General features: G+C 72.8%; 22 protein-coding genes. 14 read left to right on the top strand and 8 right to left on the bottom strand.

All coding sequences use genetic code 11. The annotated features are described in order from the left end of the window. The 3 genes from ACFYOY_RS34210 (at position 1) to ACFYOY_RS34200 (ending at position 5091) form a co-directional block, all read left to right on the top strand. Positions 1 to 1758 (top strand): GAF domain-containing sensor histidine kinase, encoded by a 1758-nt coding sequence (locus ACFYOY_RS34210; protein ID WP_351894126.1) that lies wholly within the window; start codon positions 1 to 3, stop codon positions 1756 to 1758. 80 nt (positions 1759 to 1838) lie between these two features. Further along, the gene (locus tag ACFYOY_RS34205; protein ID WP_351894122.1) at positions 1839 to 2441 is read left to right on the top strand and encodes a hypothetical protein; all 603 of its coding nucleotides are present in this window, start codon (positions 1839 to 1841) and stop codon (positions 2439 to 2441) included. A 211-nt stretch (positions 2442 to 2652) separates the two neighbouring features. Next, the gene (locus ACFYOY_RS34200) at positions 2653 to 5091 is read left to right on the top strand and encodes a right-handed parallel beta-helix repeat-containing protein (protein ID WP_351894119.1); all 2439 of its coding nucleotides are present in this window, start codon (positions 2653 to 2655) and stop codon (positions 5089 to 5091) included. On the opposite strand, the gene ACFYOY_RS34195 is transcribed toward ACFYOY_RS34200, so the two are convergent. Beyond that, on the bottom strand, positions 5061 to 7511 hold the full coding sequence (locus ACFYOY_RS34195) for a hypothetical protein (protein ID WP_351894117.1): 2451 nt from the start codon (positions 7509 to 7511) through the stop codon (positions 5061 to 5063). The genes ACFYOY_RS34200 and ACFYOY_RS34195 overlap by 31 nt on opposite strands. Before the next feature lie 135 nt (positions 7512 to 7646). On the opposite strand from ACFYOY_RS34195, the gene ACFYOY_RS34190 reads away from it, so the two are divergent. Next, positions 7647 to 8492: a DeoR/GlpR family DNA-binding transcription regulator gene (locus ACFYOY_RS34190; protein ID WP_014058797.1), complete on the top strand. Its 846-nt coding sequence runs from the start codon at positions 7647 to 7649 to the stop codon at positions 8490 to 8492. A 24-nt stretch (positions 8493 to 8516) separates the two neighbouring features. Beyond that, a complete protein-coding gene (locus ACFYOY_RS34185; protein ID WP_351894111.1) occupies positions 8517 to 8990 on the top strand; it encodes an SRPBCC family protein in 474 nt (157 codons plus the stop codon). A 43-nt stretch (positions 8991 to 9033) separates the two neighbouring features. Here ACFYOY_RS34185 and ACFYOY_RS34180 read toward each other — a convergent pair whose 3' ends face one another. Beyond that, positions 9034 to 10155 carry a PLP-dependent cysteine synthase family protein gene (locus ACFYOY_RS34180; protein ID WP_351894107.1) on the bottom strand — a complete coding sequence of 374 codons (1122 nt, stop codon included), beginning with the start codon at positions 10153 to 10155 and terminating at the stop codon, positions 9034 to 9036. Positions 10156 to 10334: 179 nt separating this feature from the next. On the opposite strand from ACFYOY_RS34180, the gene ACFYOY_RS34175 reads away from it, so the two are divergent. Together ACFYOY_RS34175 and ACFYOY_RS34170 are read left to right on the top strand one after the other, a co-directional pair. Next, positions 10335 to 10670: a hypothetical protein gene (locus ACFYOY_RS34175; RefSeq protein ID WP_059145517.1), complete on the top strand. Its 336-nt coding sequence runs from the start codon at positions 10335 to 10337 to the stop codon at positions 10668 to 10670. 185 nt (positions 10671 to 10855) lie between these two features. Continuing rightward, entirely contained in the window at positions 10856 to 11572 is a 717-nt protein-coding gene (locus tag ACFYOY_RS34170; RefSeq protein WP_388591361.1) for an ATP-binding protein, read from the top strand. A gap of 130 nt (positions 11573 to 11702) precedes the next feature. Here the strand turns inward: ACFYOY_RS34170 and ACFYOY_RS34165 are convergent, their stop codons facing one another. After that, positions 11703 to 11996: an SHOCT domain-containing protein gene (locus ACFYOY_RS34165; protein ID WP_351894102.1), complete on the bottom strand. Its 294-nt coding sequence runs from the start codon at positions 11994 to 11996 to the stop codon at positions 11703 to 11705. Between the two features lie 227 nt (positions 11997 to 12223). On the opposite strand from ACFYOY_RS34165, the gene ACFYOY_RS34160 reads away from it, so the two are divergent. Beyond that, entirely contained in the window at positions 12224 to 12811 is a 588-nt protein-coding gene (locus tag ACFYOY_RS34160) for a DUF4865 family protein (RefSeq protein ID WP_351894099.1), read from the top strand. Positions 12812 to 12834: 23 nt separating this feature from the next. Here the strand turns inward: ACFYOY_RS34160 and ACFYOY_RS34155 are convergent, their stop codons facing one another. Continuing rightward, entirely contained in the window at positions 12835 to 14064 is a 1230-nt protein-coding gene (locus ACFYOY_RS34155) for an ROK family protein (RefSeq protein ID WP_388591359.1), read from the bottom strand. A gap of 17 nt (positions 14065 to 14081) precedes the next feature. Between ACFYOY_RS34155 and ACFYOY_RS34150 the strand changes: the two genes are divergently transcribed. From ACFYOY_RS34150 to ACFYOY_RS34130, 5 genes are all read left to right on the top strand, one after another. Beyond that, positions 14082 to 15341, top strand: coding sequence for an MFS transporter (locus ACFYOY_RS34150; protein WP_351894097.1), 1260 nt, complete (start codon positions 14082 to 14084; stop codon positions 15339 to 15341). A gap of 54 nt (positions 15342 to 15395) precedes the next feature. After that, positions 15396 to 16130 carry a maleylpyruvate isomerase family mycothiol-dependent enzyme gene (locus tag ACFYOY_RS34145; RefSeq protein WP_351894095.1) on the top strand — a complete coding sequence of 245 codons (735 nt, stop codon included), beginning with the start codon at positions 15396 to 15398 and terminating at the stop codon, positions 16128 to 16130. A 68-nt stretch (positions 16131 to 16198) separates the two neighbouring features. Further along, a complete protein-coding gene (locus ACFYOY_RS34140; protein ID WP_351894093.1) occupies positions 16199 to 16708 on the top strand; it encodes a DUF4442 domain-containing protein in 510 nt (169 codons plus the stop codon). Between the two features lie 6 nt (positions 16709 to 16714). After that, positions 16715 to 16957 (top strand): DUF6332 family protein, encoded by a 243-nt coding sequence (locus tag ACFYOY_RS34135; protein ID WP_351894090.1) that lies wholly within the window; start codon positions 16715 to 16717, stop codon positions 16955 to 16957. Further along, positions 16957 to 17862, top strand: a complete 906-nt coding sequence (locus tag ACFYOY_RS34130; protein WP_388591434.1) for a DUF2797 domain-containing protein — start codon at positions 16957 to 16959, stop codon at positions 17860 to 17862. Before ACFYOY_RS34135 ends, ACFYOY_RS34130 begins: the two co-directional genes overlap by 1 nt. Before the next feature lie 69 nt (positions 17863 to 17931). Here the strand turns inward: ACFYOY_RS34130 and ACFYOY_RS34125 are convergent, their stop codons facing one another. The 3 genes from ACFYOY_RS34125 to ACFYOY_RS34115 form a co-directional block, all read right to left on the bottom strand. Further along, entirely contained in the window at positions 17932 to 18597 is a 666-nt protein-coding gene (locus ACFYOY_RS34125) for a response regulator transcription factor (RefSeq protein ID WP_351894422.1), read from the bottom strand. Between the two features lie 23 nt (positions 18598 to 18620). After that, on the bottom strand, positions 18621 to 19850 hold the full coding sequence (locus tag ACFYOY_RS34120; RefSeq protein ID WP_388591356.1) for a sensor histidine kinase: 1230 nt from the start codon (positions 19848 to 19850) through the stop codon (positions 18621 to 18623). 484 nt (positions 19851 to 20334) lie between these two features. Then, on the bottom strand, positions 20335 to 21540 hold the full coding sequence (locus ACFYOY_RS34115; RefSeq protein ID WP_351894085.1) for a geranylgeranyl reductase family protein: 1206 nt from the start codon (positions 21538 to 21540) through the stop codon (positions 20335 to 20337). 169 nt (positions 21541 to 21709) lie between these two features. On the opposite strand from ACFYOY_RS34115, the gene ACFYOY_RS34110 reads away from it, so the two are divergent. Next, positions 21710 to 23071: a dipeptidase gene (locus ACFYOY_RS34110; RefSeq protein WP_351894081.1), complete on the top strand. Its 1362-nt coding sequence runs from the start codon at positions 21710 to 21712 to the stop codon at positions 23069 to 23071. A 151-nt stretch (positions 23072 to 23222) separates the two neighbouring features. Here the strand turns inward: ACFYOY_RS34110 and ACFYOY_RS34105 are convergent, their stop codons facing one another. After that, positions 23223 to 24257, bottom strand: a complete 1035-nt coding sequence (locus ACFYOY_RS34105; protein ID WP_351894078.1) for an NUDIX domain-containing protein — start codon at positions 24255 to 24257, stop codon at positions 23223 to 23225. Positions 24258 to 24426: the final 169 nt, after the last annotated feature.

Genomic DNA, 24426 nt, shown 5'->3' with positions numbered 1-24426 from the left:
GTGTCGGGCAGTGCGGATCAGGGACGCCATCCAGCCCTCCCCCAACTCCGACTCGACCAGCTTCTCGATGAACTCCAGGCGCGGCTGGACGCCGCCCGGTCCACCCAGGACCGGATGCACAACCTCCTGGAGGCCGTGCTCAGCGTGGGCCGTGAGCTGGACCTGGAGCAGGTGCTGCGCCGGATCGTGGAGTCCGCGGTGGTGCTGGCCGACGCGGAGTACGGCGCGCTGGGCGTGATCGACCGGCATCGGCTCTCGCAGTTCCTGCCGGTGGGCATTTCCGAGGAACGGGCCAACCGCATCGGCCCGTTGCCCAGTGGTCACGGACTGCTCGGCGAGCTGATCCGCCACCCCCAGTCGCTGCGGCTCACCGATCTGGCGGAGCATCCGGCGAGCTACGGCTTCCCCGAGCACCATCCGCCGATGCGCTCGTTCCTGGGCGTGCCGATCCGGGTCCGTGACGAGGTCTTCGGGAATCTCTATCTGACCGAGAAGCGCGGCGGCGCCCAGTTCGACGCCGATGACGAGGCGGTGCTGACCACCCTGTCGGTCGCCGCCGGGGTGGCCATCGACAACGCCCGGCTCTACCACGAGAGCCGGCGCCGCGAGCAGTGGCTGGAGGCGCTCGGCGTCATCACCCGTACGCTGCTGGCGGGCACCGCGGCGGGCGAGGCACTGAGCCTGATCGCCCGGCTCGCACTGCAGGTGTCCCTCGCAGACTCGGCGGCGATCCTGCTGCCGGCCGCGGGCACCGACTCCCTGATGGTCGAGGTGGCCGAGGGGCATGATGCGGAGGCCATCGGCGGGCTCATGGTGCCGTCCGACGGCTCGCTGGCCGGACTCGCCGCCCGCACCGGACGCCCCGCGGTCGCCTCGGACGTACGAGTGGACTCCCGGGCCCGGTCCTGGCCGCTGCCGGCCCCCGAGAGCGAGTTCGGCCCGGTGGTGGCCGTACCGCTGGTCGCGGGCGCGCGGGCCTCCGGTGCGCTGCGGCTGTGCCGGCTCGCCGGGCGGCAGCCCTTCGACGACCATGAGGTGGAGCTGCTCTCGGGGTTCGCGGCGCAGGCGGCGCTCGCCCTGGAACTGGCCTGGCACCGCGCCGAGTCCGAGCATATGGCGCTGCTCCAGGACCGTGACCGGATCGCCCGGGACCTCCATGATCTGGCCATTCAGCGGCTCTTCGCGACCGGCCTCACCCTGCAGAGCGCGGGCCGGCTGATCGAACGCCCGGAGGCGGCCGAACGGGTGGGGCGGGCCGTGGACGACCTGGACGAGACCATCAAGATCATCCGTTCCACCATCTTCGCCCTGCGCACGGTCGGGGACGACGGCGGCGAACCCGCCACGCTGCGGCGCCGGCTGGTCAAGGCCGTCCGGTCGGCCTCCGACACCCTGGGCTTCGCACCGTCACTGCTGATGGACGGCCCGGTGGACACCGATGTGCCGGACACGACCGGCGACCATGTGCTGGCGGTGCTCGCCGAGGCACTCAGCAACACCGTGCGGCACGCCCATGCCCAGCGGGTGGAGGTACGGCTGACCGTCGGCGCCGACATCACCTTGGTGGTCGCGGACAACGGGGTGGGCATCGGGGGCGCCGCCCCCAGCGGGGGGCTGGTCAACATGCGGTCAAGGGCCGAACTCCTGGGCGGCACATTGGACATCGAGGCGCCCGAGGCGGGCGGCACCCGGCTGGTCTGGTGTGTCCCTCTGAACCGCCGACGGCCCGCCGGAACGGCGAAAGGGCTGGCCCCGTGATATTGCTCTCTCTTCACCGAATCCACGCATATCCGGCCCGCCATGCGGTACCCACGAGTGGGGAAGGGGGTATGTGATCCATGCGAATGATCTGGGGGCTGTGGCGCTGGCGGCGTAATCCGCTGCGCCGTAAGACCGACATCGTGGAGGCGTGCGCGGCAATGATCGCCACGGCGCTCATCCTGCTCGTCGCCCCCGCCGCCGGCTGGGCATCGGGGTCCTTGGCACACGGGGCGCTGGTGAGGGCCGCGCACGAACAGCGGGCCGAGCGCCATCCGCTCTCGGCCACCGTGCTGAAGGTGCTGCCGCATCCACCCATCGACTCCGATCCCGAGACCGCTTCCGCGAGAGACGCGCACCGCCGCGTCCTCGCCCGCTGGACGGGGCCGGACGGCAGCAGACACCAGGGCACGCTGGGGGCCCACCCCGGTGCCGACCCCGGTGAGCGGTTCCGGATCTGGACCGACGACCACGGCCGCCCGGTGGGCCGCCCGCTGGACACCGCGACGGCCACCACCCACGCCGTGCTGGCGGGGATCGGCGCGGCCGGGGCGACGGCGGTCCTGGTGGACGGCGCCCGGCGGCTGGTCGTATGGCGGCTCATGCGCCGGCGCTACACACAGTGGGACATCGCCTGGGAGCGAGCGGGTCAGGACTGGGGCCGGGCGGACGCCGACAGCTAGCCCCTGTGAGTGGACCGTTGGTCCGCGCGAGCGGCCAGCGCACGGGCGGGAGTTGTCATATGAACGCCAACTCCGCCCGTGCTCCACAGGCAGGTCATCTCATGGTGCCGTGCGCACGCTACGGTGGGGCATTCCATATGCGCAGCGGCAGTCAGCAGCGGCGGCCAGGCGCGCACACCGGCAACGCACGAGGTGGGGGCACAGCAGCACCATGGCACAGGGCTCGGTCGTCCAGGTGACGCACAGCGGAACGTCGCGGTGGCGGCGCCGCACCGGAGAGTACGCCTCCCTCACGGCGGCCTTGGAGGCCGCCGGGGACGGTGACGTGCTCTCCATCTCGCCCGGCACCTACCGCGAGAATCTGGTGGTGGTCCGGGCCGTCACACTGCGCGGCCCCGAGGGCTCGGCACGCGGTTCGGTGCGCATCGCGCCGGTGGACGGAGTCGCACTGACGATACGTGCCTCCGCCGTGGTCCAGGATCTGCATGTCGAGGGCCAGGACTCCGCCGCCCCCGCCCTGCTGATCGAGGACGCCACCCCAGAGGTGTCGGACGTACGGGTCGCCACGCGCTCGGCGGTCGGCATCGAGGTGCGCGGCGGCGCCCGTCCCACTGTGCGGCGCTGCACCGTGGACAACCCCGCGGGCATCGGGCTCAGCGTGCTGGACGGCGCGGGCGGGGTGTTCGAGGAGTGCGAGGTGGTGGCCGCCGGGCAGTCCGGGGTGGCGGTGCGCGGCGGCGCCCGCCCGCGCCTGGACCGCTGCCGGGTCCACCACGCGTCCGGGGCGGGGTTCTCGCTGACCGGTGAGGGCTCCTCGCTGGAGGCCGTCGGCTGCGAGGTGTACGAGATCAGGGGCGCCGGGGTGCAGGTCTCCGCCCGCGCGACCGGGCATCTCACCGACTGCCGGGTGCACCGTACGACGTCCGACGGGGTCAACCTGGACACGGACGCGGTGCTCACGCTCGCCGACTGCGAGATCCATGACATCCCGGAGAACGCGATCGATCTGAGGTCGCGTTCGGTGCTGACGCTGACCCGCTCCACGGTGCGCCGGTTCGGGCGCAACGGCCTGTCGGTATGGGACCCGGGCACCCGGGTGGACGCCAACCAGTGCGAGCTGCACGAGAGCACCGGCGACTATCCGGCGGTGTGGGTGAGCGACGGGGCGACCGCCGTGCTCGACTCGTGCCGGGTGCGCGAGGTGCCGGACGCGCTGTTCGTGCTGGACCGCGGGTCGCGGGTCGATGTGGTCGACAGCGATCTGTCCCAGGTGCGTTCCACCGCGGTCTCGGTCAGCGACGGGGCCATCGTCCAGCTGGACGACTGCCGCATCCGGGAGGCGGCCACCGGGGCGTGGTTCCGCGACCACGGGAGCGGCGGCACGCTCGCCAACTGCACGATAGACGGGGCTTCCACCGGAGTGATCGTCACCAAGGGCGCCGATCCGACGGTCGAGCGCACCACGGTCTCCGGGCCGACGGAGGCCGGGTTCTATGTGTCCGCCGAGGGCCGGGGCACGTTCACCGGCTGCCGGGTGACCGGCAGCGGGGGCTACGGCTTCCACATCATCGACGGCTGCCGCACCACCATGACCCGGTGCCGTACGGAGCGGTGTGCGCGCGGCGGGTACGAGTTCGCCGAGGCGGGGCCGCTCGTCGAGGACTGCACCAGCGACGAGAGCGCCACCACGGCGCTGGGCTCCCCGACCATGCCCGGCCAGCCCCCGCTCACCGCGCCTGCCGTGGAGACCGCCGCCTCGACGGGCGGGCTGCTGGGCGGCGTCCCGTCGCAGCGGTCCGTCCAGACCTCCGCGCCCGCCGTCGAGCCCCCGGTCTCCGTCCGCCCGTCCTCGGCGGTGCTGGGCGAACTCGACACACTGGTCGGGCTGGAGAGCGTCAAGCGCGAGGTGCGCGCTCTCACCGACATGATCGAGGTGGGCCGGCGGCGCCAGGAGGCCGGGCTCAAGGCCGCCTCCGTCCGCCGCCATCTGGTTTTCACCGGCTCCCCGGGCACCGGTAAGACGACGGTCGCCCGGCTCTACGGGGAGATCCTGGCCTCCCTGGGGGTGCTGGAGCGCGGCCATCTGGTGGAGGTCTCCCGGGTGGACCTGGTGGGTGAGCACATCGGCTCCACGGCCATACGCACCCAGGAGGCGTTCGACCGGGCGCGCGGCGGGGTGCTGTTCATCGACGAGGCGTACGCCCTCTCGCCGGAGGACTCCGGCCGGGACTTCGGCCGGGAGGCGATAGACACCCTGGTCAAGCTGATGGAGGACCACCGGGAAGCGGTCGTGGTCATCGTCGCGGGGTACACCGCCGAGATGGAGCGCTTTCTGTCCGTCAACCCCGGTGTGGCCTCCCGCTTCTCGCGCACCATCACCTTCGGCGACTACGCCCCGGAGGAGCTGCTGCGGATCGTGGAGCAGCAGGCCGAGGAGCATGAGTACCGGATCGGCGACGGGGCGGCGGAGGCGCTGCTGAAGTACTTCACGGCGCTTCCCAAGGGCCCGGCGTTCGGCAACGGCCGCACCGCCCGGCAGACCTTCGAGGCGATGGTGGAGCGACATGCGGGCCGGGTCGCCCAGCTGAGCGACCCGACCACGGACGATCTCACGCTGCTCTATCCCGAGGATCTGCCGGAGCTCATCTGACCGGCGGCCCCCTCCTGCGGAGGTGGCGGCGTCTGCTCCGGGAGCCGGGCCAGCAGCCCGGCCCGCTCCCGGTCGAAGACGGGGTCGGCCTGGTAGTCCCCATGCCCCAGGATCGGCGCGGGCAGCGGGTGTTCGGGCGTACGGCCGTAGACCAGCGGGTCCTTGAGCGCGTCGCAGTCGACCTCGGGCCCGCTGCCGTCGGGCAGCCGGATGGGACCGCCGATCGGGTCGGTGTAGCGCCACAGATTGCGCCAGTAGCGCACCTCGCCGTGGAGCGAGAGCAGCTGCGTGGGCCCGAAGTAGGCGGGGAACCAGCGCCCGTACAGCCGCTCCAGTGGTGAGCCGTAGGTGAGCAGCGCGACCTGGCCGCGGGTGCGGTGGTCCAGCTGCCAGACGGCCGCGGCGGCCAGCACACTGCCCTGGGAGTGGCCGGAGATGACCAGCCGGCCGCCGTGCCGGCGGGTCCAGGTCTCCATCCGCCAGGTCAGATCGGGCACCGCCCGCTCGGCGTAGCACGGGGGCGCGAAGGGGTGGGCAGCGCGCGGCCAGAAGGTACCCACGTCCCACAGGATGCCGATGGTGCGGCGGGCGGAGGGGCTGCGGTAGGCGCGGCGGGCCCAGGTGACCAGCATCAGGAAGGCCAGCCCCATCAGCCAGGAGCCCAGCGCCTGCGCGGTCTGGGCGGCGGCGTCCACCGCCCCGGGCGCGCCGTCGGCGGCCCGTCCCGGCACCTGGTCCGTGACCCAGGCCCCGGCGACGGCGGCGGCGCCGAACAGCAGGGTCAGCAGCGCGACAGGGCCGACGATCCACGGGGCGGAGTCGGTGAGACCGGCGCGGGCGATCGTGCGCGCGATCCGCCGGGTGCGCACCGAGTCGGGCCGCTCCCCCGGATAGCCGTCCATGATGGTCGGCAGCAGCCGGTTGCGCACCCGCCACACCCTTACGGTGAAGATCAGCAGCAGTACGACCAGGGCGAGCAGCAGCGCGGGGATGGCCGTGGCCAGCCAGGTCAGCAGAACCGGCGGGGCGATGCCCGGCCCCTCACCGGGAGTGGCGCCGCCGTCCAGCCAGTCGGCGAAGCGCTGGGCGACACCGCCCGCGAGCACCGCGCCGAGTCCGCAGGCGAGCACGGCGACGGCGGGCCCCGCGAGTCCGTACAGCGGGGTGCGGCCGGGAGCGGACCGGCGGAGGACCAGAGCGCACACCGCCATGGTCACGATCAGCGCGCCCTCCCCTATGGCGATGGCGCAGAACGCCTGGTTGCCCGGCAGCTTGCCGGTGGAGGCCCAGCCGGGGCGGGACCATCCGGCATACAGCACGGAGAGCGCCAGCACCGCGAGGGCCGCGCCGGGCAGCGCGGTGATGGTGATGCGGTCCAGCTCCCCGTCGACCTTGGTCTCGCTGCGGCCGCGATAGCACACCACGGCCACCACCGCGACCGCGCCCGCGGCGAGCAGCGTCAGCAGCGCCCAGCCCGCGGCGTCCTGCAGCCCGCCGCCGCCCGGCTTGCGGTCGTAGGTGGTGGTGGGCAGGGTCAGGCCCGCCGCGATGGTGAGGAAGCCGGCGGCGGTGTGCGCGGCACGCAGCCGGGCCACGATCCTGCGGCCGTACCAGAAGCCGGGCAGGCACAGGGCGGGGCGGTTGCCCGCCTCGGGGGCGGACTCGTCGACCGGGCGCTCCAGCGGCGGGGAGGACTCGTACGCGCTCCAGGTGCGGTTGGACAGGTACCACAGCAGTCCGGTGAGCGCGCCGGGCAGCACCACGGCGAGCGCGAGCCTGCGGCCGGGCTGGCTCCACCAGCCGTGGTTCTCCGGGGACAGGAAGCCGAGCCAGGACTTGCCCCCGGCGCAGTCGGCCGAGCCGGCACACTGCCAGGCGATCAGGTCCAGGGCCACCTCGCAGGCCCCGGCGATCAGCAGCACGGTCAAGGTGAGCGCCACGAGCCGTACGAACAGGCCGTAGGTGCGCACGGTCCGCTCGCGCCGGTCGGCCGGGGGCCGCATCCAGTGGGCGAGGTTGGCGACCATGAACGGCAGTAAAAGCAGCCACAGGGCGCGGGAGCTGTTGCCCGAGGTGAGGTTGCACCATACGTACGCCTCACGGATCGGACCCTCACGGTCCGGTCCCTCCCGGTCCTCCGGCGGGCGCTGCTCGGCGTCGACATCGTCCGCCCTGCGGTAGACCGCCGCGGTCTCGTCGCCGGTGACCCGGCAGGTGCGCGGATCGCGCAGCATCTCCTCGGGGGTGGTGCCGCCCACTCCGTGGACGAGGAGTTCGAGATCGGGCGGCGGTGCTCCGCCCTTACGGGCTGCCGTCGCCCGTTGCGCCGCGTCGCCCGGCGTGTCCGTAGGCATGGTCGCTGGCACCGTGTCCCCCGATTCCGGTGTGGTGCGGTCGTTCTGCTCCAGGATTGTGCCCATCGGCCACCTCCCCCGACCCTGACAGGGCGGGCGTGGCGAAATCGTAACCCCGGGTGCTGTGGCGACCGGCTGTCCTCGCCTCATGCGAAGATGAACGCGCGGGCGCGAGGGTCGACCGGAGGGAGACGAGGCAGGGTGAGCGACAACCAGAACCTCCTCGCGGAGCAGCGCCGCGCCCTGATCCTCGACGAGGTCAGGCGGCGCGGCGGGGTGCGGGTCAACGAGCTGACGCGCAAGCTCAATGTCTCGGACATGACGGTTCGTCGCGATCTGGACGCGCTGGCCCGGCTGGGTGTGGTGGAGAAGGTGCACGGCGGGGCCGTGCCGGTGGCCGAGGCGAGCACGTACGAGCCCGGGTTCGAGGCCAAATCGGGCCTCGAGCTGAGCGCCAAGGAGGACATCGCGAAGGCGGCGGCCGCGATGGCCACGCCGGGTACCGCGATCGGTCTGGCCGGGGGCACCACGGCCTTCGCGCTGGCCCAGCAGCTGCTGGAGGTGCCGGATCTGACCGTGGTGACGAACTCGGTCCGGGTGGCCGATGTGTTCTACAACGCCCAGCGGTCGGCGGCGCTCGGCGGGGTGGGCCCGCGGCCCGGTGCGGCTACCGTCGTGCTCACTGGCGGGGTGCGCACGCCGTCGGACACTTTGGTGGGGCCGGTCGCGGACGCGGCGGTGCGCTCGCTCCACTTCGATGTGCTTTTCCTCGGAGTGCACGGCATATCGGTGGAGGCAGGTCTGTCGACGCCGAATCTCGCGGAGGCGGAGACCAACCGCCACTTCGTCAGGGCCGCGCGGCGGGTCGTGGTGGTCGCGGACCACACCAAGTGGGGCACGGTGGGGCTGAGTTCCTTCGCCTCGCTGGACCAGGTGAACGCGCTGGTCACGGACCCGGGGCTGCCGGAGGAGGCGCGGGCGGAGATCTCGGAGTATCTGCCGGAGCTGGTGGTGGCGGGCGAGCCGTCCCGCACCGCAGACATCTGACACCCCGACAGTTATCGTGTGTCCATGACACACCGGTTGCGTTCCGTCGGACTGGAGTACGCCGAGACCGCACCGTTGCGGCTCGTCTTCGTCGCCGAGGTCTCGGCCTCTCCCGAGGCGGTGTTCGAGGCGTTCACCGATGTCGAGGGCTGGCCGCGGTGGTTCCGGGCGGTGAAGGACGCCCGCTCCACGGACGGCGGCAAGGGCAGGGCGATCCGCCTCGTGGGCGGCGGCCGCTTCCGCGAGACGGTCATGGCGGCCGATCCGCACGAGCGCTACGCCTACCGCGTCGACGAGACCAACGCACCGGGGCTGCGGGCGCTGCTGGAGGAGTGGACGCTGCGGCCCTCGGACGGCGGCGGGACCGTGGTGCGGTATGTGTTCGCGGTGGACGGCACGGTACTGCTGCGCGGTGTCGTGCGGGCGATGCGGCCGGGTCTGCGGCGCGCGTTCCACCAAGCGGTGCGGAACTTGGACCGGATGGTGGCGGCGGCCTGACGGCCGTACGGGCGCAGGTCGGCCGATCCGGCCGTGAGCGCCGTCAGTCGGTCCAGTTCCCCGTAGTGAGGAAGATGTCGAGCGTCTTCGCATACGGCTCGATGTCCAGCCCCTGCTCCTCGAGCCACGCGTCCGAGTAGTACTTGTCCAGATACCGCTCCCCCGGATCGCACAGCAGCGTCACCACGCTCCCGGTCCGCCCCGCGGCGACCATCTCCGCGACGATCCGCAGCGCGCTCCACAGCCCCGTCCCGGTGGAGCCGCCCGCCTTACGGCCGATGGCCCGCTCCAGGGCGCGCACGGCCGCGACGCTCGCCGCGTCCGGGACCTTCATCATCCGGTCGATCGCACCCGGCACGAAGCTGGGCTCCATCCGGGGGCGGCCGATGCCCTCGATGCGTGAACCGTGGTCGCTGGAGGCGTCGTCGTCATGGTGGACCCAGCCGTTGAAGAAGCAGGAGTTCTCCGGGTCGGCGACGCACACCCGGGTGTCGTACTGCATGTAGTGGACATAGCGGGCGAGGGTCGCCGAGGTGCCTCCGGTGCCCGCCGTGGCGACGACCCATGCCGGTTCGGGATACCGCTCCAGACGCATCTGCTGATAGATCGACTCCGCGATGTTGTTGTTGCCGCGCCAGTCCGTGGCCCGCTCGGCGTAGGTGAACTGGTCCATGTAGTGCCCCCCGGACTCCGCCGCGAGGGCGGCGGACTCCTCGTACATCGTCCGCGGGTCGTCCACGAAATGGCACTGGCCGCCATGGAATTCGATCAGGCGGCACTTCTCCCGGCTGGTCGTGCGGGGCATCACCGCGATGAAGGGCACCCCGATCAGCTTGGCGAAGTACGCCTCGGATACGGCGGTCGAGCCGCTGGACGCCTCGATCACGGGCTTGCCCGGCCGGATCCAGCCGTTGCACAGCCCATAGAGGAACAGCGAGCGTGCCAGACGGTGCTTGAGACTCCCTGTGGGATGGGTGGACTCGTCCTTGAGGTAGAGGTCGATCCCCCAGCGCTCGGGCAGCGGGAAGCTCAGCAGATGGGTGTCCGCGGACCGCTGGGCGTCCGCCTGCACCTTTCGGACGGCCTCCTTCAGCCACTCGCGATAGCCGTGGTCGCTGCGGTCCACGTCGATCGTCTTGATGATCCCGCGCGCCGTGCCGTCCAACGCCCACTCCTCCTGCTTGTGCCCACACCCAGCCCAGGTGGCATACTCGTGCCGTTTCGATCCTCATTGTCCCCCAGTGCGCCCTGGTGCCCGGGGCCGGTCCCGGGCACACTGCGCAGCAGGGAAAATGAGAGACGGCGGCAGAAGCGCCAGTCGGAGCCATCGGGGAGGCGGTTGTGATGGCCGATAACGAGTTCAACGCCAGGGGAGTGCGGATCGAGCGGTTCCTGCGCTCGGTCACCCGCGCCGGACAGGTCTTGATCAAGGACGGCAGGCTGGAGTTGCTCACCAGCTACGGCCGCGAGATCGACAGCGCGCCGGTGCAGTCGGTGCGCGCCAGCAAGCCCTGGTTCGTGGACGGGGACCAGGCCATGGCCACCGTGAACGGCACCCGTTACCGCCTCACCCTCGGCTCGCAGGACACCAAGTCCACCTCGGCCAAGTCCGGCTCCGGGGCCGCCAGCCGCTTCCTCGACGCCGTCCGGTCCGCTCGGGGGCACTCCCAGAAGCGGTGAAGTGGCCGAGTTGCGCATGCGAGCGGTGGGACCGACCCTGGACGTGTATCAGTATCACTGAGGGTCAACAAGCGGTGACGCAGAGAACCGTCCCACCGGTCGCGCCCAGCAGCCACCACTGCTGAACGTGTTCGTCGCCCGCATCTGAATCAGGCTAGCCCCAACTTCTTCAGGGAGTCGCAGCCGTGATCAGTCGTCCTAGCAGGCAGTGCACGGTGGAGCTGCAGGCCCTGCCGTCGCGGATCGGACAGGTCCGCAGAATCGTGTCGGCGCAGTTGCGCTACTGGCATCTGGATCCGCTCATCGACCCGGCGGCGCTCGGCGTCACCGAACTGCTCACCAATGTGCATCGGCACGCCGAGCCGGACAAGCAGTGCACGGTGGAGATCGTTCTCATGCTGGACCGGTTGACCGTTTCGGTCCGCGATCAGGATCCGCGGCTGCCCCGCCTTCGGGCATGCGATCCCGTCGCCACGCATGGCAGGGGGCTCGCGCTGGTCGCGGCCGTCAGCCAGAGCTGGGGGATGCATGCGCGGGACGACGGCAGCGGGAAGGTCGTCTGGTTCACGCTGGCCGTGCCGCGGCCCACCGCCACCGCCAAGTCGCCCCTCACTGCGCATGGAGCGGGCCGCACCGCACCGCCCCATCGCACGGACGCCTCCCGCCCGGCGCCGGCGCCCACCACGCCCATCACCGGCCCCGCGCCCACCCCCGGGCCCGCCACCACCCCGGCGCCGGTGCCCGTCGCACCGGCACCCACCCCCGCACCCGTCGCACCCGCGCCCGTCGCCCCGGCACCGGCCCCCGCGCCCGTCGCCGCGGCCCCGGCACCGGCCGCGGCCGCGGCGCCTGCGGTGCGCGAGCGGGCCCCCGCGGCCGCCCGGTCGGCAGCCTCCCGCTGAGCACGCAGGCGTCCCGCCTCCCGCGAGGCGGGACGGTCCGGACAACCCCGACGGCCCGGACAACCCCAACCGCCCTGACAGCCCGGACGGCCTGAGCGCCCCGCGTCAGCGCCCCCGCCGTCAGCGACGGTCACAGGGCCCCGCCCTTCGCATGGCGTCCGAACTGCTCGTCCAGGACGGACAGTCGGCGCCAGTACTCGTCCTCATCGATCTCACCGGCCGCGAACCGACGGCCCAGCACCGCGATCGGAGATTGCTCGCCGAAGTCCACGCGCCCCTGCCGCCAGGGGGCGCGTCCACGCCGCCCGGCGCGCCTGAACAGGAAGACCGCACCGCCGACGACCAGCGCCCACATCAGCGGGAAGAGCAGAATCCACGGTCCGGGGCCGTCGCCGTCGGCGAAGCCGTGCGCCAGGGGGTTCATGATGATCGCGCTCCTCGGGAGTGGTTGTCTCGTGGCCCGTTCTCATGGCCACTTCGAGGATCACTCCCTTACGGTGCCCCGGTCGTCGTACGGTCGACGACACTCCCGGTACCTCCTGGGGAGTACCCGCGCCGGTAGTTACCCGTTCTGTACCTACTAGTGTGTACGATCGAGTCGAACGCAGCGAAACTCACGCGAACGCACGCCCCGCCGACAGGAGTTCACCGATGCTCGTCATGCAGTACCGGATCACCCTGCCCGCCGACTACGACATGAGGATCATCCGGGACCGGGTGAAGACGAAGGGACCGCTGCTCGACGACTTCTCAGGGCTGGGCCTCAAGGCATACGGCATCCGGGAGCACGGCGTGGACGGCTCGCCAGTCCATCAGTACGCCCCGTTCTATCTGTGGACCGCGCCCGAGGCCATGAACCGCTTTCTGTGGGGCCCCGGATTCCAGGGCATCGTCCGGGACTTCGGCAGGCCCACGGTCGAGCACTGGCAGGGGCTCGCCTTCGAACGGGGCCCGGCCGCAGGCACCGTGCCGCGCGCGGCCACCCGCCACGCCACGCCGGTCCCGGCCGCCGCCGATCCCGCCTCCGTTGTCGAGGACGCGCTGGCGCGGCTGGCCGAGCGCGCCCGTACGGACGGCGTCCACGCGACGGCCCTCGGCATCGACCCGCGCGGCTGGGAGCTGATCGACTTCACGCTCTGGGAGGACTCCGCACCGCCCTCGGAGCCCGGCGACCGCTACCAGGTGCTCCATCTGTCGACCCCGGACCTGGACGCGCTCCCCCGGGGCCGCCAGTGGTGACCGCCGTAAGGACCGCGCGGTGGTCAGCCCACGCCCAGGGCCGCCAAGGGGTCGTCCAGCACCGGCTGCCACGCCAACTCCGCCGCGCCCACCAGGCTGTTGTGGTCCAGCGTGCACGGCAGAATCGGCACGCCCCCGCTCCGGCCCCACAGGCTCCGCTCCGCCACCACCGCGCGCAGCCGCTCCGGGTCGGCCTCCAGGAGTTCGCGGTGCAGCCCGCCGAGGATGATGCGGTCCGGGTTGAGGATGTTGACCAGACCGGCCAGCCCGAGGCCGAGGCGGTCGATGAGCTGGCAGGTGGCGGCCCGTACGGACGGCTCCGTGGCGTACTCCTCGCGCAGCAGATCGCGGGCCTGCTGCAGCAGGGACACCGCCGGGCCCGGGTCGCGCCCGGCCGCCGTGAGGAAGGCGAGCGGATCGGCCTCGATGTCCAGACAGCCGCGGCTGCCGCAGTGGCAGGGCGGGCCCTCGGGGTTGACGGTCAGATGGCCCACCTCGAGGGCGAGCCCCGCGCTGCCCGTGTGCAGCCGACCGTCGAGCACCAGCGCGCCACCGACGCCCCGGTGCCCGGTGGCGACACAGAGCAGATGCTGGGCGCCGCCGCCCGCGCCATGGCGATGTTCGGCGAGCGCGGCCAGGTTGACGTCATTGCCCGCGAAGCCGGTGACCGGCTCCCCGTCGTCGCCGCGGATACCGGCCGCGGCCAGGCTGCGGTTGAACAGCTCGCGCACCGGAGCGCCCGCGGGCCAGGCGACGTGCAGCGGATTCAGAGCGGTGCCCTCCGGTTCGGCGACGGCGGACGGGACAGCGAGCCCCGCGCCCACACAGCGGCGGCCGGTCTCCCGCAGCAGCCGGGCACCCGCCTCCACGACCGCGTCGATGACATGCGCCGGGTCGGCGGGCACGGTCATGCAGCCCGGGGCCGTGGCCACGGTCCGGCCGCCGAGCCCGACGAGCGCCGCGCGGAACCCGTCGGCGTGCACCTGGGCGGCGAGCGCGACCGGCCCTCGGGGGGCGATCGACAGCCGGTGCGAGGGGCGGCCCTGCGCCCCGGCGGCCCCGAGCGGCCGTGAGTCGACCTGGATCAGGCCGAGCGCCTCGAGCTCGGCGGCGACGGCGCCCGCGGTCGCACGGGTCACCCCGAGCTCGGCCGTGAGCACCGCGCGGGTGGGCGCGCGGCCGGTGTGGACGAGTGCCAGTGCCGGGCCAAGAGCGCTTCGGCCGCGCTCGAGCCTTGTCCGTGTCTGGGTCACGCCCCTATTCTCACTTTGTGCCGACTCCAAACAAAACACGGACGGCCATCCTGGGCGCGCGCCGCTCCGTCACCGCGGATCGCGACCTCGCCCGACTCCGCGCCGCCATCACCGCGTTCTTCTTCCTCGACGGCTTCGTGTTCGCCGGATGGGTCGCCCGGATCCCCGCGATCAAGGACCAGACGAGCGCCTCGGAGGGCGCGCTGGGGCTGGCCCTGCTCGGCGTGTCCGCGGGCGGGACGGCCACGATGATGGCCACCGGACGCCTGTGCCGCCGTTTCGGCAACCACCCGACGACGGTGGCCGCCGGTGTGCTGTTCGCCGGCTCCGTCGCGCTGCCGCCGCTGACCCATTCCGCGCTCGCCCTCGGCCTGGTGCTGCTGGTCTTCGGCACCGGGTTCGGCGCGCTCAACGTGGCCATGAACAGCGCGGCGGTCGACCTCATCGCCGCCCTGCGCCGCCCGGTCATGCCCGGCTTCCACGCCGCCTTCAGCCTGGGCGGGATGGCCGGGGCCGGGCTCGGCGGGCTGATCGCCGACCACCTCTCCCCCACTCGTCATCTGTCGCTGCTCGCGGTCTTCGGGCTGCTGCTCGCGGCGGCCGCCGGCCGGACGCTGATCGCGCTGCCGGCGCCCGCGCCGCGGGACGGCGCCGGGCCCGCGGCCGAGTCCCAGAACGCCGCCGCCGGCCCCGAGCCGTCCCCCGGCGCAGAGCGGCCGGGCCGCGCCCGGTGGCTCGTCGCCGTCTTCGGCCTGATCGCGCTCTGCACGGCGTACGGCGAGGGCGCGATGGCCGACTGGGCAGCCCTCCATCTGCACCAGGACCTCGACGCGTCCGCCGGACTCGCCGCCGCGGGCTACGCCGTCTTCGCGCTGATGATGGCCATCGGCCGACTGACCGGCACCGCGCTGCTCGAACGGCTCGGCCAGACCAGGGCGTTGATCGTGGGCGGCACCACGGCCGCGGCCGGCATGCTGCTGGGCTCGCTCGCGCCCACGGTCTGGCTCGCGCTCCTGGGCTTCGCGGTCACCGGGCTGGGGCTGGCCAACCTCTTCCCCGTCGCCATCGCGCGGGCGGGCGCGCTGACGGGGCCGGGCGGGGTCGCCGCGGCCTCCACGCTCGGCTACGGCGGCATGCTGCTGGGCCCGCCCACGATCGGCTTCCTCGCCGACTGGTCCTCGCTGCCGATCGCGCTCACCACGGTCGCGGCACTGGCGGCCGTGGCGGCGGTGGTCGCGTACGGCACGCGGAACGCCGTGCGCCCGGCCGGAAACTGACATCCTCGCCGTCCTGACCCGGTGGATGTCGGAGGCGGCTGGCATGATTCCGCCATGGAGACTGCCGAGTTGATCGAAATCGTGGACCGCGAGGGCCGCCTGCTGGCCGACGCCGCGGCCGAGGCCGGAGTGGACGCCCCGGTGCCCTCCTGCCCCGACTGGCGCGTCCGTGACCTGTTGTCCCACATCGGCCAGGTGCACGGCTGGGCCGCCCGGATCGTCGGCGAGGGCCTGACGGACCCGGTCCGGCCGACGCTCGAGCCGGCGCCGGCCGACGCCGAGATCCTGTCCTGGTACCGCGAGGTCCATGGACGGATGGTCGGCACCCTCACCGATGCCGATCCCGAGCTGAAGTGCTTCACCTTCCTGCCCACGGAGTTCCCGCTGGGCTTCTGGGCCCGGCGCCAGGCCCATGAGACGGCCATCCACCGGATCGACGCGGAGTCGGCGCGGGGCGGGGACCTCTCCCCGTTCACCCCGGAGTTCGCGGCCGACGGGGTCGATGAGCTGCTGGTTGGTTTCCACGGCCTGGACCGGTCCCGGGTGCGCACGGACACCCCGCGCACGTTCCGGGTGAGGGCCACGGACCATGACGCGGTGTGGACGATGCGGCTGTCACAGGACGTTCCGCGCACCGAGCGCGACGGCGAGGGGGCGGCCGACTGCGAGCTGAGCGGCCCGGCCGGCGACCTCTATCTCGCGCTCTGGAACCGGCTGCCGATCACCGCGCTGACCACGGAGGGGGACGAGAAGCTGGCCGAGCTGTGGCGGGAGCGCTCGGGCATCTGATACGCCGAGCAATTGGGTTACCGACGGGTAATATCACGTGCTAGCTTCCTGACATGTCACGTCGATCGATGTCTGCGCGCCGCCTGCGCCGCGCGATGAACTGGTGGCCGCCCTATCTCTTCGCCGGAGTGCGGGTGGTCCACCTCGCGGAGGACTGGAGCAGTGTCCGGGTCAGGCTGCGGCTGCACCGGTTCAACTCCAATTACGTGGGGACCCATTTCGGCGGTTCGCTGTTCGCGATGAGCGACCCGTTCTGGATGCTGCTGGTGATGAACCGGCTCGGCCGGGACTACATCGTCTGGGACAAGGCCGGCGAGATCGACTTCGTCTCACCCGGCCGCGGCGACGTGTTCGCCGACTTCAAGCTCACCGAGGAGCGGCTGGAGGAGATCCGCGAGGCCACGGCGGACGGCGGCAAGGCACTGCCGTGGTTCGAGAACGACGTGGTCGCCGCGGACGGTACGGTCGTGGCACGCGTACGCAAGCAGCTGTATGTGCGCCACAAGCAGCGTGACGGGCAGCGCGAGCCGGGGAGGACCGACTCGGCGGCAGCCACGGGACAGCAGGCGGAGGGCTGATTCGAGATGACCGGACCCCATTCCCAGGACGAGCGCGACACGCTCACCGTCGAGATTGTGTTCGCCCTGGTCACGGCCGGTCTGCTGGCGGCCGTGCTCTATGTCGCGGTCGCGAGCCCCGCGCTCTTCGGCGACCTGGGCCGGGCCCAGGACACGGCCTGGAAGGCAGCCGCCTTCGCGGTGGCCACCGTCGGATTCGCCGTCCGCCTGGTGCGGGCGCTGTGGCTCTTCTCCCGGCAGCGGCGCTGATGGCCCAGGCCCCGCGGCCGGCACGGTGGCAGTGCGCGGGATCGCGCTGGGGCCACCGAGGGCCCGCGCTGGTCTGGCGCCATCCGGCCCAGGGGGAACGGCTCTCCCCGCTGACGCCGGACCGCCCGCTCTCCTTCACCACCGGGCCCCGGCGCGACTGCGTCGGCGTCCGCAGAGGCGCCCGGCACACCCCGTGCCCGGCCGGGGCCGAGGTCCCGGCCCCCGCCGTATCGGCGCAGTGCCCGGACTGCGCCCGGCTGGACCGCTCGTACTCCGTGGCCGCCGACACCCGTACGGACGACCCGCGCCCTTACGACGTCTATCTCGCCTGGTTCGACCCGGACCTGGTCAAGGTCGGGATCACCGCGGCCGAGCGGCAGGGGGCACGGCTGCTGGAGCAGGCCGCGCTCTCGTACTGCCTGCTGGGCCGTGGCCCGCTGATGGCCGCGCGCCGCGCCGAGGCCGTGCTGGGCACCGCGCTCGGCGTCCCGGACCGCTTCCCCTACGCCGCCAAACGCACCGCCCGCGAGGCCGCGCCGCCCCCGGAGCGGCGGGCCGCCGACCTCGCCGCGCTCCACCAGCGGGCGCGCGGCCTGGGCGGACTGCCGGAGTCGCTGGCCCTGGCGCCGTTCGAGCCAGTGCACCATGACGCGGCGTTCCATCTGGACCGGGTGCGCCCCGCGCTGGGGCTGATCCAGCTCGTCCCCGAGGCCACTGTGGCCGGTCGGATCGACGCTGTGGCGGGCCCGGACATCCACCTGACCTCGACGGACGGCCGGATCCTGCTGCTGGACACCCGCCAACTGGCGGGCTGGCCGCTGACGGCGGCCGCGGCGGACGCCCCGACGACGGCGCCGGTGGCGGCGCGAGTGCGGGAGGCGGAGGCCCCGGAGGGGCTGTTCTGAGCGAAGGACTCCGAGAACGCCCTGAGCACCTGGCATCCTCGCCACCGCTCCCTGAGCACCGGGCCTTGCTCAGCCCAGCCAGCCGGGCCGGACCAGGCCCGACTCATAGGCGAGCACGACGAGTTGGGCGCGGTCCCGGACGTCCAGTTTGACCATCGTGCGGCTCACATGGGTCTTGGCGGTGAGCGGGCTGACCACCAGCCGCCGGGCGATCTCCTGGTTCGACAGCCCCATACCGACCAGGGCCATCACCTCCCGCTCCCGCTCGGTCAACTCCGCCAGCGCCGCCGCGGGCGCGGGTTCCCTGGAACGGGCCGCGAACTCGGCGATGAGGCGGCGGGTCACCCCGGGCGACAGCAGCGCGTCGCCGCCGACGACCGCGCGCACCGCCCGCAGCAGCTCCTCCGGTTCGGTGTCCTTGACCAGGAAGCCGGAGGCGCCGGAGCGGATCGCCTCGAAGACGTACTCATCGAGTTCGAAGGTGGTCAGCATGACCACCTTCACCTCGCCGAGGGCCGGGTCCCCGGTGATCTGACGGGTCGCGGCGAGGCCGTCGAGCACCGGCATGCGGATGTCCATAAGGACGACATCGGGGTGTTGCTCCCGCACGACCGCCAGCGCCTGCTCCCCGTCGGCCGCCTCGCCGACCACCTCGATATCCGGCTGCGCGGCCAGCAGGGCGCGGAAGCCGGCGCGGACGAGGAGCTGGTCATCGGCGAGCGCGACACGGATCACGGCCTCTTCCCTGTCCCCATCACTCATGGTGTCTCCCTCGCGCTCCTGAACGGGATCCGGGCCCGGACGCGGAAACCGCCGTCCGGGTGGGGGCCCGCCTCCACCGTGCCGCCGAGGGCGGCGGCCCGCTCACGCATGCCGACCAGGCCGTTGCCGCCGCCCGTCACCTCGCCCCCGGCCGCCGGACCGTCGTCGTCCACCCGCAGCTCCAACTCACCGGGGGCGTAGCGCAACAGGACGCGGGCGTTCCGGGAGCCGGAGTGGCGGACGATGTTGGTCAGGGCCTCCTGCACGATACGGAACGCCGCGAGGTCGGCGCCGGGCGGCAGGGCCGTCCGTACGCCCTCCACCTCCACCCGCACCGCGAGCCCAGCGTCCGCCGCCTGCCCGGTCAGCTCCTCCAGCCGGTCCAGGCCGGGCGCGGGCGAGCGCGGCGCGGCGCCGGACGCGCCGGAGGTCCGCAGCGTGTCGAGGACCTGGCGGACCTCGCCCAGCGCCTCCTTGCTGGCCGCCTTGATGGTGGTCAGCGCGGTGCGGGCCTGCTCGGGGTCCTGGTCGAGGAGGGCGAGGCCGACGCCCGCCTGGACATTGATGACCGAGATGCTGTGGGCGAGGACGTCATGCAGTTCGCGGGCGATCCGCAGCCTCTCCTCATCCGCCCGGCGCCGGGCCGCCGCCTCCCGTTCGGCCCGTTCGCGGACCCACCGCTCACGCCGTACGCGGACGAGCTCGGACGCGGCGACGATCGCCATCGCCCAGGCGGTGATCCCCAGCTCCTGCCCCCATCCGACGGGCCCGTCACCGTCCGGCGGCAGCCAGCGGTAGAGCCAGTGGCCGATGAGCAGATGGCTCCCCCACAGCAGCCCGAGCGCGCTCCATGCGGCGATCCGCCGCCCGGCGGCGACGGCCGCCGCACAGGCGACGACGACGCTGAGGAAGACGGGCCCGTACGGATATCCGGCGGCGATGTAGACCACGGTCACCGCCGCCGTGCCCACCACGACGGTCCCGGGGTGGCGATGGCGCAGAAGCAGCAGCGCGGGTCCGGCGAGCAGCAGCGCACCGGCCCCGGGCCCGAGGCCCACCCGGGCGGGCTGGTCATGCGCGGCGAACCCCGTGCCCATCAGCTGGACGACGGCGATGGCGAGCGAGGAGGGCCAGGGTACGGCCGAGCGCGGTGGGCCGAAGGGCATCTCGCGCCGGCGTCCGCCCGGCCGGTGCCAGGGACCGTGCTCCCCCGTGAATCCGTGCATACGGGCAACGCTAAACCGGCCGGGCGGGCCCGGCGTCCCCCTTGCGCGGTGCCCGCGCGTACTCCCGGCGGAGTACGTCGCGCCGCCCGAGCCCGGACCGCCGGGATGCACCCGGTCCTCCGCATCGCCGACGAGGACGCGGGACCGCCGCGCGACGCATCACCGGCGAAGCCTCGGGGCCGCCGCGCGACGCATCACCGGCGTATGACGCATGACCGCCGCGCGACGCCCGGGCGAAAGCGGATAGGTCCTGTCCGGTGGATCTTCGCGCCTGTGACATCAGCGGCTGGCGCCGCGGGGCCCGCGGCGTCTGGGGCAGGGGGCACCTCCCAGCGGAAGCTGGGGGAGCATCGCAAGGCGGAGGGTCGCCTCGTACCGGGTCACACTCGGACGATCCCGACAACGCAGCCGGGGGCACGTCCCAGCGGTAGCTGGGGGCGCCGTGCCAGGCGTCGCGGGCCCGCGAAGATCCGCCGGACAGGGCCTAGCCCCGGTCCATCGCCGCCAGGGCCCGGCGGGCGGCCGGGTGGGTGCGGACGAGGTCGCCCAGGGTGGTGGTGCCGCGGGTGATCTTCGTAAAGACGCGCCAGGCCGGGCGGAAGCCGGTGAGCGCCGCATGGAACATCCCGGGGCGACGGGCGAAGGCCGTGTACAGACGGCGGCCGACGCCCATTTCCACGCCGAGCCCCGCCTTGATCGCGAAGGCGTAGTTCAGGGCCTGACGGCGGGCGTCCACCGCGTCATGCGCCTCGGCGACGCGCACCGCCCACTCCCCCGCGAGCCGGCCCGAGCGCAGCGCGTAGGAGATGCCCTCGCGCGTCCACGGCTCCAGCAGCCCGGCCGCGTCCCCGCACACCAGGACCCGGCCGCGCGACAGCGGCGAGTCGTCGGCGCGGCAGCGGGTCAGATGGCCGGAGGAGATGCTCGGCTCGAATCCGGCGAGGCCGAGCCGGGCGATGAAGTCCTCCAGATAGCGCTTGGTCCCAGCGCCCTCGCCGCGTGCCGAGATGACGCCGACGGTCAGGGTGTCGCCCTTCGGGAAGACCCAGCCGTAACTCCCGGGCATCGGGCCCCAGTCGATGAGCACCCGGCCCGCCCAGTCCTCCGCGACGGTCTGCGGAACGGGGATCTCCGCCTCCAGACCGAGATCCACCTGGTCCAGCTTCACGCCGACATGCGCGCCTATGCGGCTCGCGCTGCCGTCCGCGCCGACCACGGCCCGTGCCAGCACCGTCTCACCGTCGGCGAGCACCACGGCGACCGTGCGCCGGTCGGGCACGGCCGGGCCGTGCTGTTCGACACGGGTCACCGCGACGCCCGTACGGATCTCGGCGCCCGCGTCCTTGGCGGCCTCGACCAGGGCCGCGTCGAACTCCGGTCGGTTGATCAGCCCGAAGAGCGCGTGCTTGGAGCGGCGGGTGCGGGCCAGCTTGCCGTTGAGCGAGAAGGTCACCGCGTGCACCCGCTCCCGCAGCGGCAGTTCGAAACCCGGCGGGAGCGCGTCGCGCGAGGGACCGATGATGCCGCCGCCGCACGTCTTGTAGCGCGGCAGTTCGGCCTTCTCCAACAACAACACCCGGCGTCCGGCGCAGGCGGCGGCATGGGCCGCGGAAGCACCCGCGGGGCCCGCGCCCACCACGACGACGTCCCATACCGTCTCATTGTCCGGGGCTGCGTTGTCGCTGCTCACGTGTGGATCCGCTCCCAATCGACCGACCTGATGCGCCTACCCGGCATCCTACGGCTCACCGACGGATGACCCCGCTGTGGGATGATCGGCCACGCGGCATCAAGCCGTACATACGTGCCCATCGCAGCGCATCCCGCCGCTTGCCCGTCGCATCCCAGGAGTGACCCCCATGGAGAAGGCACCTCTCGCCGCCACCGTAGCCGCCCTGCAGCCGCGGGCCAGGGCCGAGCTGGCCGAGCTGGTGGCCTTCAAGTCGGTCGCGGACCCGGCGCAGTTCCCGCGCGAGGAATGCGAGGCCGCCGCCCGCTGGATAGCCGATGCCCTGCGCGCCGAGGGGTTCGAGGACGTGGCGCTGCTGGACACCCCCGACGGCACCCAGTCCGTCTACGGATTTCTGCCCGGCCCGGCCGGTGCCCCGACCGTGCTGCTCTACGCGCATTACGACGTGCAGCCCCCGCTGGACGAGGCCGCCTGGCACACCCCGCCCTTCGAGCTGACCGAGCGCGACGGCCGCTGGTACGGGCGGGGCGCCGCGGACTGCAAGGGTGGCGTGATCATGCATCTCACCGCCCTGCGGGCGCTCAAGGAGCAGGGCGGGGTCCCGGTCAACGTCAAGATGATCGTCGAGGGTTCGGAGGAACAGGGCACGGGCGGCCTGGAGCGCTATGCCGAGGCCCATCCGGAGCTGCTGACCGCCGACACCATCGTGATCGGCGACGCGGGCAACTTCCGGGTCGGGCTGCCGACGGTCACGGCCACGCTGCGCGGAATGACGCTGCTGCGGGTCTCGGTGGAGACCCTGGAGGGCAATCTGCACTCCGGCCAGTTCGGCGGGGCGGCCCCGGACGCGCTCGCCGCGCTGATCCGCGTCCTGGACTCGCTGCGCGCCGAGGACGGCTCGACCACCGTCAAGGGCCTCGAGGCGGACGCGGAGTGGGACGGGTTGCAGTATCCGGAAGAGGCGTTCCGTAACGACGCCAAGGTGCTCGACGGGGTCGGGCTGGTCGGCTCCGGTACGGTCGCCGACCGCATCTGGGCGCGCCCCGCGGTCACCGTGATCGGCATCGACTGCCCGCCGGTGATCGGCGCCACCCCGTCCGTCCAGGCGAGCGCGCGGGCGCTGATCAGCCTGCGGGTACCGCCGGGCGTGGACGCGGCCGAGGCCAACCGGCTGCTCGTCGAGCACCTCCGGTCCTCGGTGCCGTGGGGCGCGCGGCTCTCGCTGGAGCAGGTCGGCCAGGGCCAGCCGTTCCGCGCGGACACCACGAGCCCGGCGTACGCGGCGATGCGGGAGGCGATGCGCCTGGCGTACGACGGCCAGGAGATGGCGATCGCGGGGCAGGGCGGCTCGATCCCGCTGTGCAACACGCTGGCCTCGCTCTACCCGGAGGCGGAGATCCTGCTGATCGGGCTGAGCGAGCCGGAGGCGCAGATCCACGCGGTCAACGAGAGCGTCTCGCCGCAGGAGTTGGAGAAGCTCTCGCTGACCGAGGCGCTGTTCCTGGGGATGTACGCGGCGGGCAAGGGCTGAGCTTCCCCCTCCTGCCGTCGCCCCGCGGCCGGTTCCGGACCGTGGGGCGAAAGCACGGTCCGGCGGTGGGACGCGGCGGGACCCCGCGGATGGGCGGGGCCTGCCGGCGGGATACGAAGTGGACCGGTGGAGTACGAGACGGGCCGGTGGGTCAGCCGGTGGGGACGCCCGCTTCGAGATAGAGCGGGCGGCCCTGCTCGCGGGCGCGCAGCGCCCAGCGCAGTCGGCTCAGCCGCACCGGTGGCAGCAGCGCGGCCGCCTCGCTCTCGGTGACGAAGCGCCAGCCGCGCAGTTCGGAGCCGGGCAGCAGCACCTCCCTGGCGGCCGCGCTGGACAGCTTGCCACCGTCGAAGAGCAGCCGCAGGCCCCCGTAGCCCGGCGGCTGGGGACGCTCCCAGTCGGCGACCAGCAGCCGCAGGGGTTCATCCAGCCGTACGCCCAGCTCCTCGGTGACCTCGCGCACTCCGGCACACATCGGGGGTTCGCCCGGTTCGACGACGCCGCCGGGGAACTCCCAGCCGGGTTTGTAGGTGGGGTCGACGAGCAGCACGCGGTCCTCCTCGTCGAAGAGCAGCACCCCGGCGGCCAGCGTCTCCGCCGTCGGCTCCGGGGTCTGCACGATGTCGCAGCTCCCGGCGCCGTCGCGGACGGCGTCGGCGATGTGCTGGGCGGTCTGGCGCGGGGTGATGCCGGTGGTGTCCACGACATGGGCATCGGCGGTCAGCCAGGGCAGGGCCGCCCGGTAGGGGGCGAGATGGGCCAGGCACCACTGGCGTATGGACTCGTTCGCGTCCCGGTCCCCGGGTATCTCCTCGCGCCCGGCTATCCGCTCGCGAAGGATCGTTTCATCGGTGTGGAGCAGAACATGCCGCACGGGGATGCGACGGGCCGCGAAACCACCGAAGATCTCATCCCGGTACTCCTGTCTGAGGACCGTCATCGCCACTACGAGCGGACCGCCGACCTCCGCGATCAGCGCCGCTCCGGTGTCCACGACCAGCCGGCGCCAGGAGGGCAGATCCTGGTAGTCGGACACCTGTTCAAGACGTTTACGCGGAAGCATCATCCGCAGACCGTTACCGACCAGCTCCGGGTCGTAGAACGTGCTGCCGGGCATGAAGTCCACCAATTCACGGGCCGTGGCGGTTTTACCCGCACCGAACGCACCGTTCAGCCAGACGATCACATTTCCCCCTATTCCATCGCCTCCTGACAGTTGCCCGCATCACCCTGCCACGGAAACGCCCGAAGACGACCGAGTGACGGATCGCGCCGCTCCGGACCGTATGGGCGCATGACGCGGGGCGGTGCGGTGAGGCGCGGCCGGGGGTCGTGGGGCCCTCGTGCCACAGGGG

The organism is Streptomyces sp. NPDC007875, from assembly GCF_042868035.1.
Lineage (GTDB): Bacteria > Actinomycetota > Actinomycetes > Streptomycetales > Streptomycetaceae > Streptomyces > Streptomyces antimycoticus.
Note: the sequence above shows the minus strand (reverse complement) of the source record. Positions and strands in the feature narration are given on the sequence as shown.

What these genes read in the sequence shown, in the direction of transcription:
- ACFYOY_RS34140 (WP_351894093.1), top strand. Translation starts at nt 16,199, where the DNA reads ATGTCTGCGCGCCGCCTGCGCCGCGCGATGAACTGGTGGCCGCCCTAT.
- ACFYOY_RS34165 (WP_351894102.1), bottom strand. Translation starts at nt 11,996, where the DNA reads ATGAACCCCCTGGCGCACGGCTTCGCCGACGGCGACGGCCCCGGACCG.
- ACFYOY_RS34175 (WP_059145517.1), top strand. Translation starts at nt 10,335, where the DNA reads ATGGCCGATAACGAGTTCAACGCCAGGGGAGTGCGGATCGAGCGGTTC.
- ACFYOY_RS34205 (WP_351894122.1), top strand. Translation starts at nt 1,839, where the DNA reads ATGCGAATGATCTGGGGGCTGTGGCGCTGGCGGCGTAATCCGCTGCGC.
- ACFYOY_RS34145 (WP_351894095.1), top strand. Translation starts at nt 15,396, where the DNA reads ATGGAGACTGCCGAGTTGATCGAAATCGTGGACCGCGAGGGCCGCCTG.
- ACFYOY_RS34160 (WP_351894099.1), top strand. Translation starts at nt 12,224, where the DNA reads ATGCTCGTCATGCAGTACCGGATCACCCTGCCCGCCGACTACGACATG.
- ACFYOY_RS34135 (WP_351894090.1), top strand. Translation starts at nt 16,715, where the DNA reads ATGACCGGACCCCATTCCCAGGACGAGCGCGACACGCTCACCGTCGAG.
- ACFYOY_RS34130 (WP_388591434.1), top strand. Translation starts at nt 16,957, where the DNA reads ATGGCCCAGGCCCCGCGGCCGGCACGGTGGCAGTGCGCGGGATCGCGC.
- ACFYOY_RS34200 (WP_351894119.1), top strand. Translation starts at nt 2,653, where the DNA reads ATGGCACAGGGCTCGGTCGTCCAGGTGACGCACAGCGGAACGTCGCGG.
- ACFYOY_RS34195 (WP_351894117.1), bottom strand. Translation starts at nt 7,511, where the DNA reads ATGGGCACAATCCTGGAGCAGAACGACCGCACCACACCGGAATCGGGG.
- ACFYOY_RS34110 (WP_351894081.1), top strand. Translation starts at nt 21,710, where the DNA reads ATGGAGAAGGCACCTCTCGCCGCCACCGTAGCCGCCCTGCAGCCGCGG.
- ACFYOY_RS34185 (WP_351894111.1), top strand. Translation starts at nt 8,517, where the DNA reads ATGACACACCGGTTGCGTTCCGTCGGACTGGAGTACGCCGAGACCGCA.
- ACFYOY_RS34120 (WP_388591356.1), bottom strand. Translation starts at nt 19,850, where the DNA reads ATGCACGGATTCACGGGGGAGCACGGTCCCTGGCACCGGCCGGGCGGA.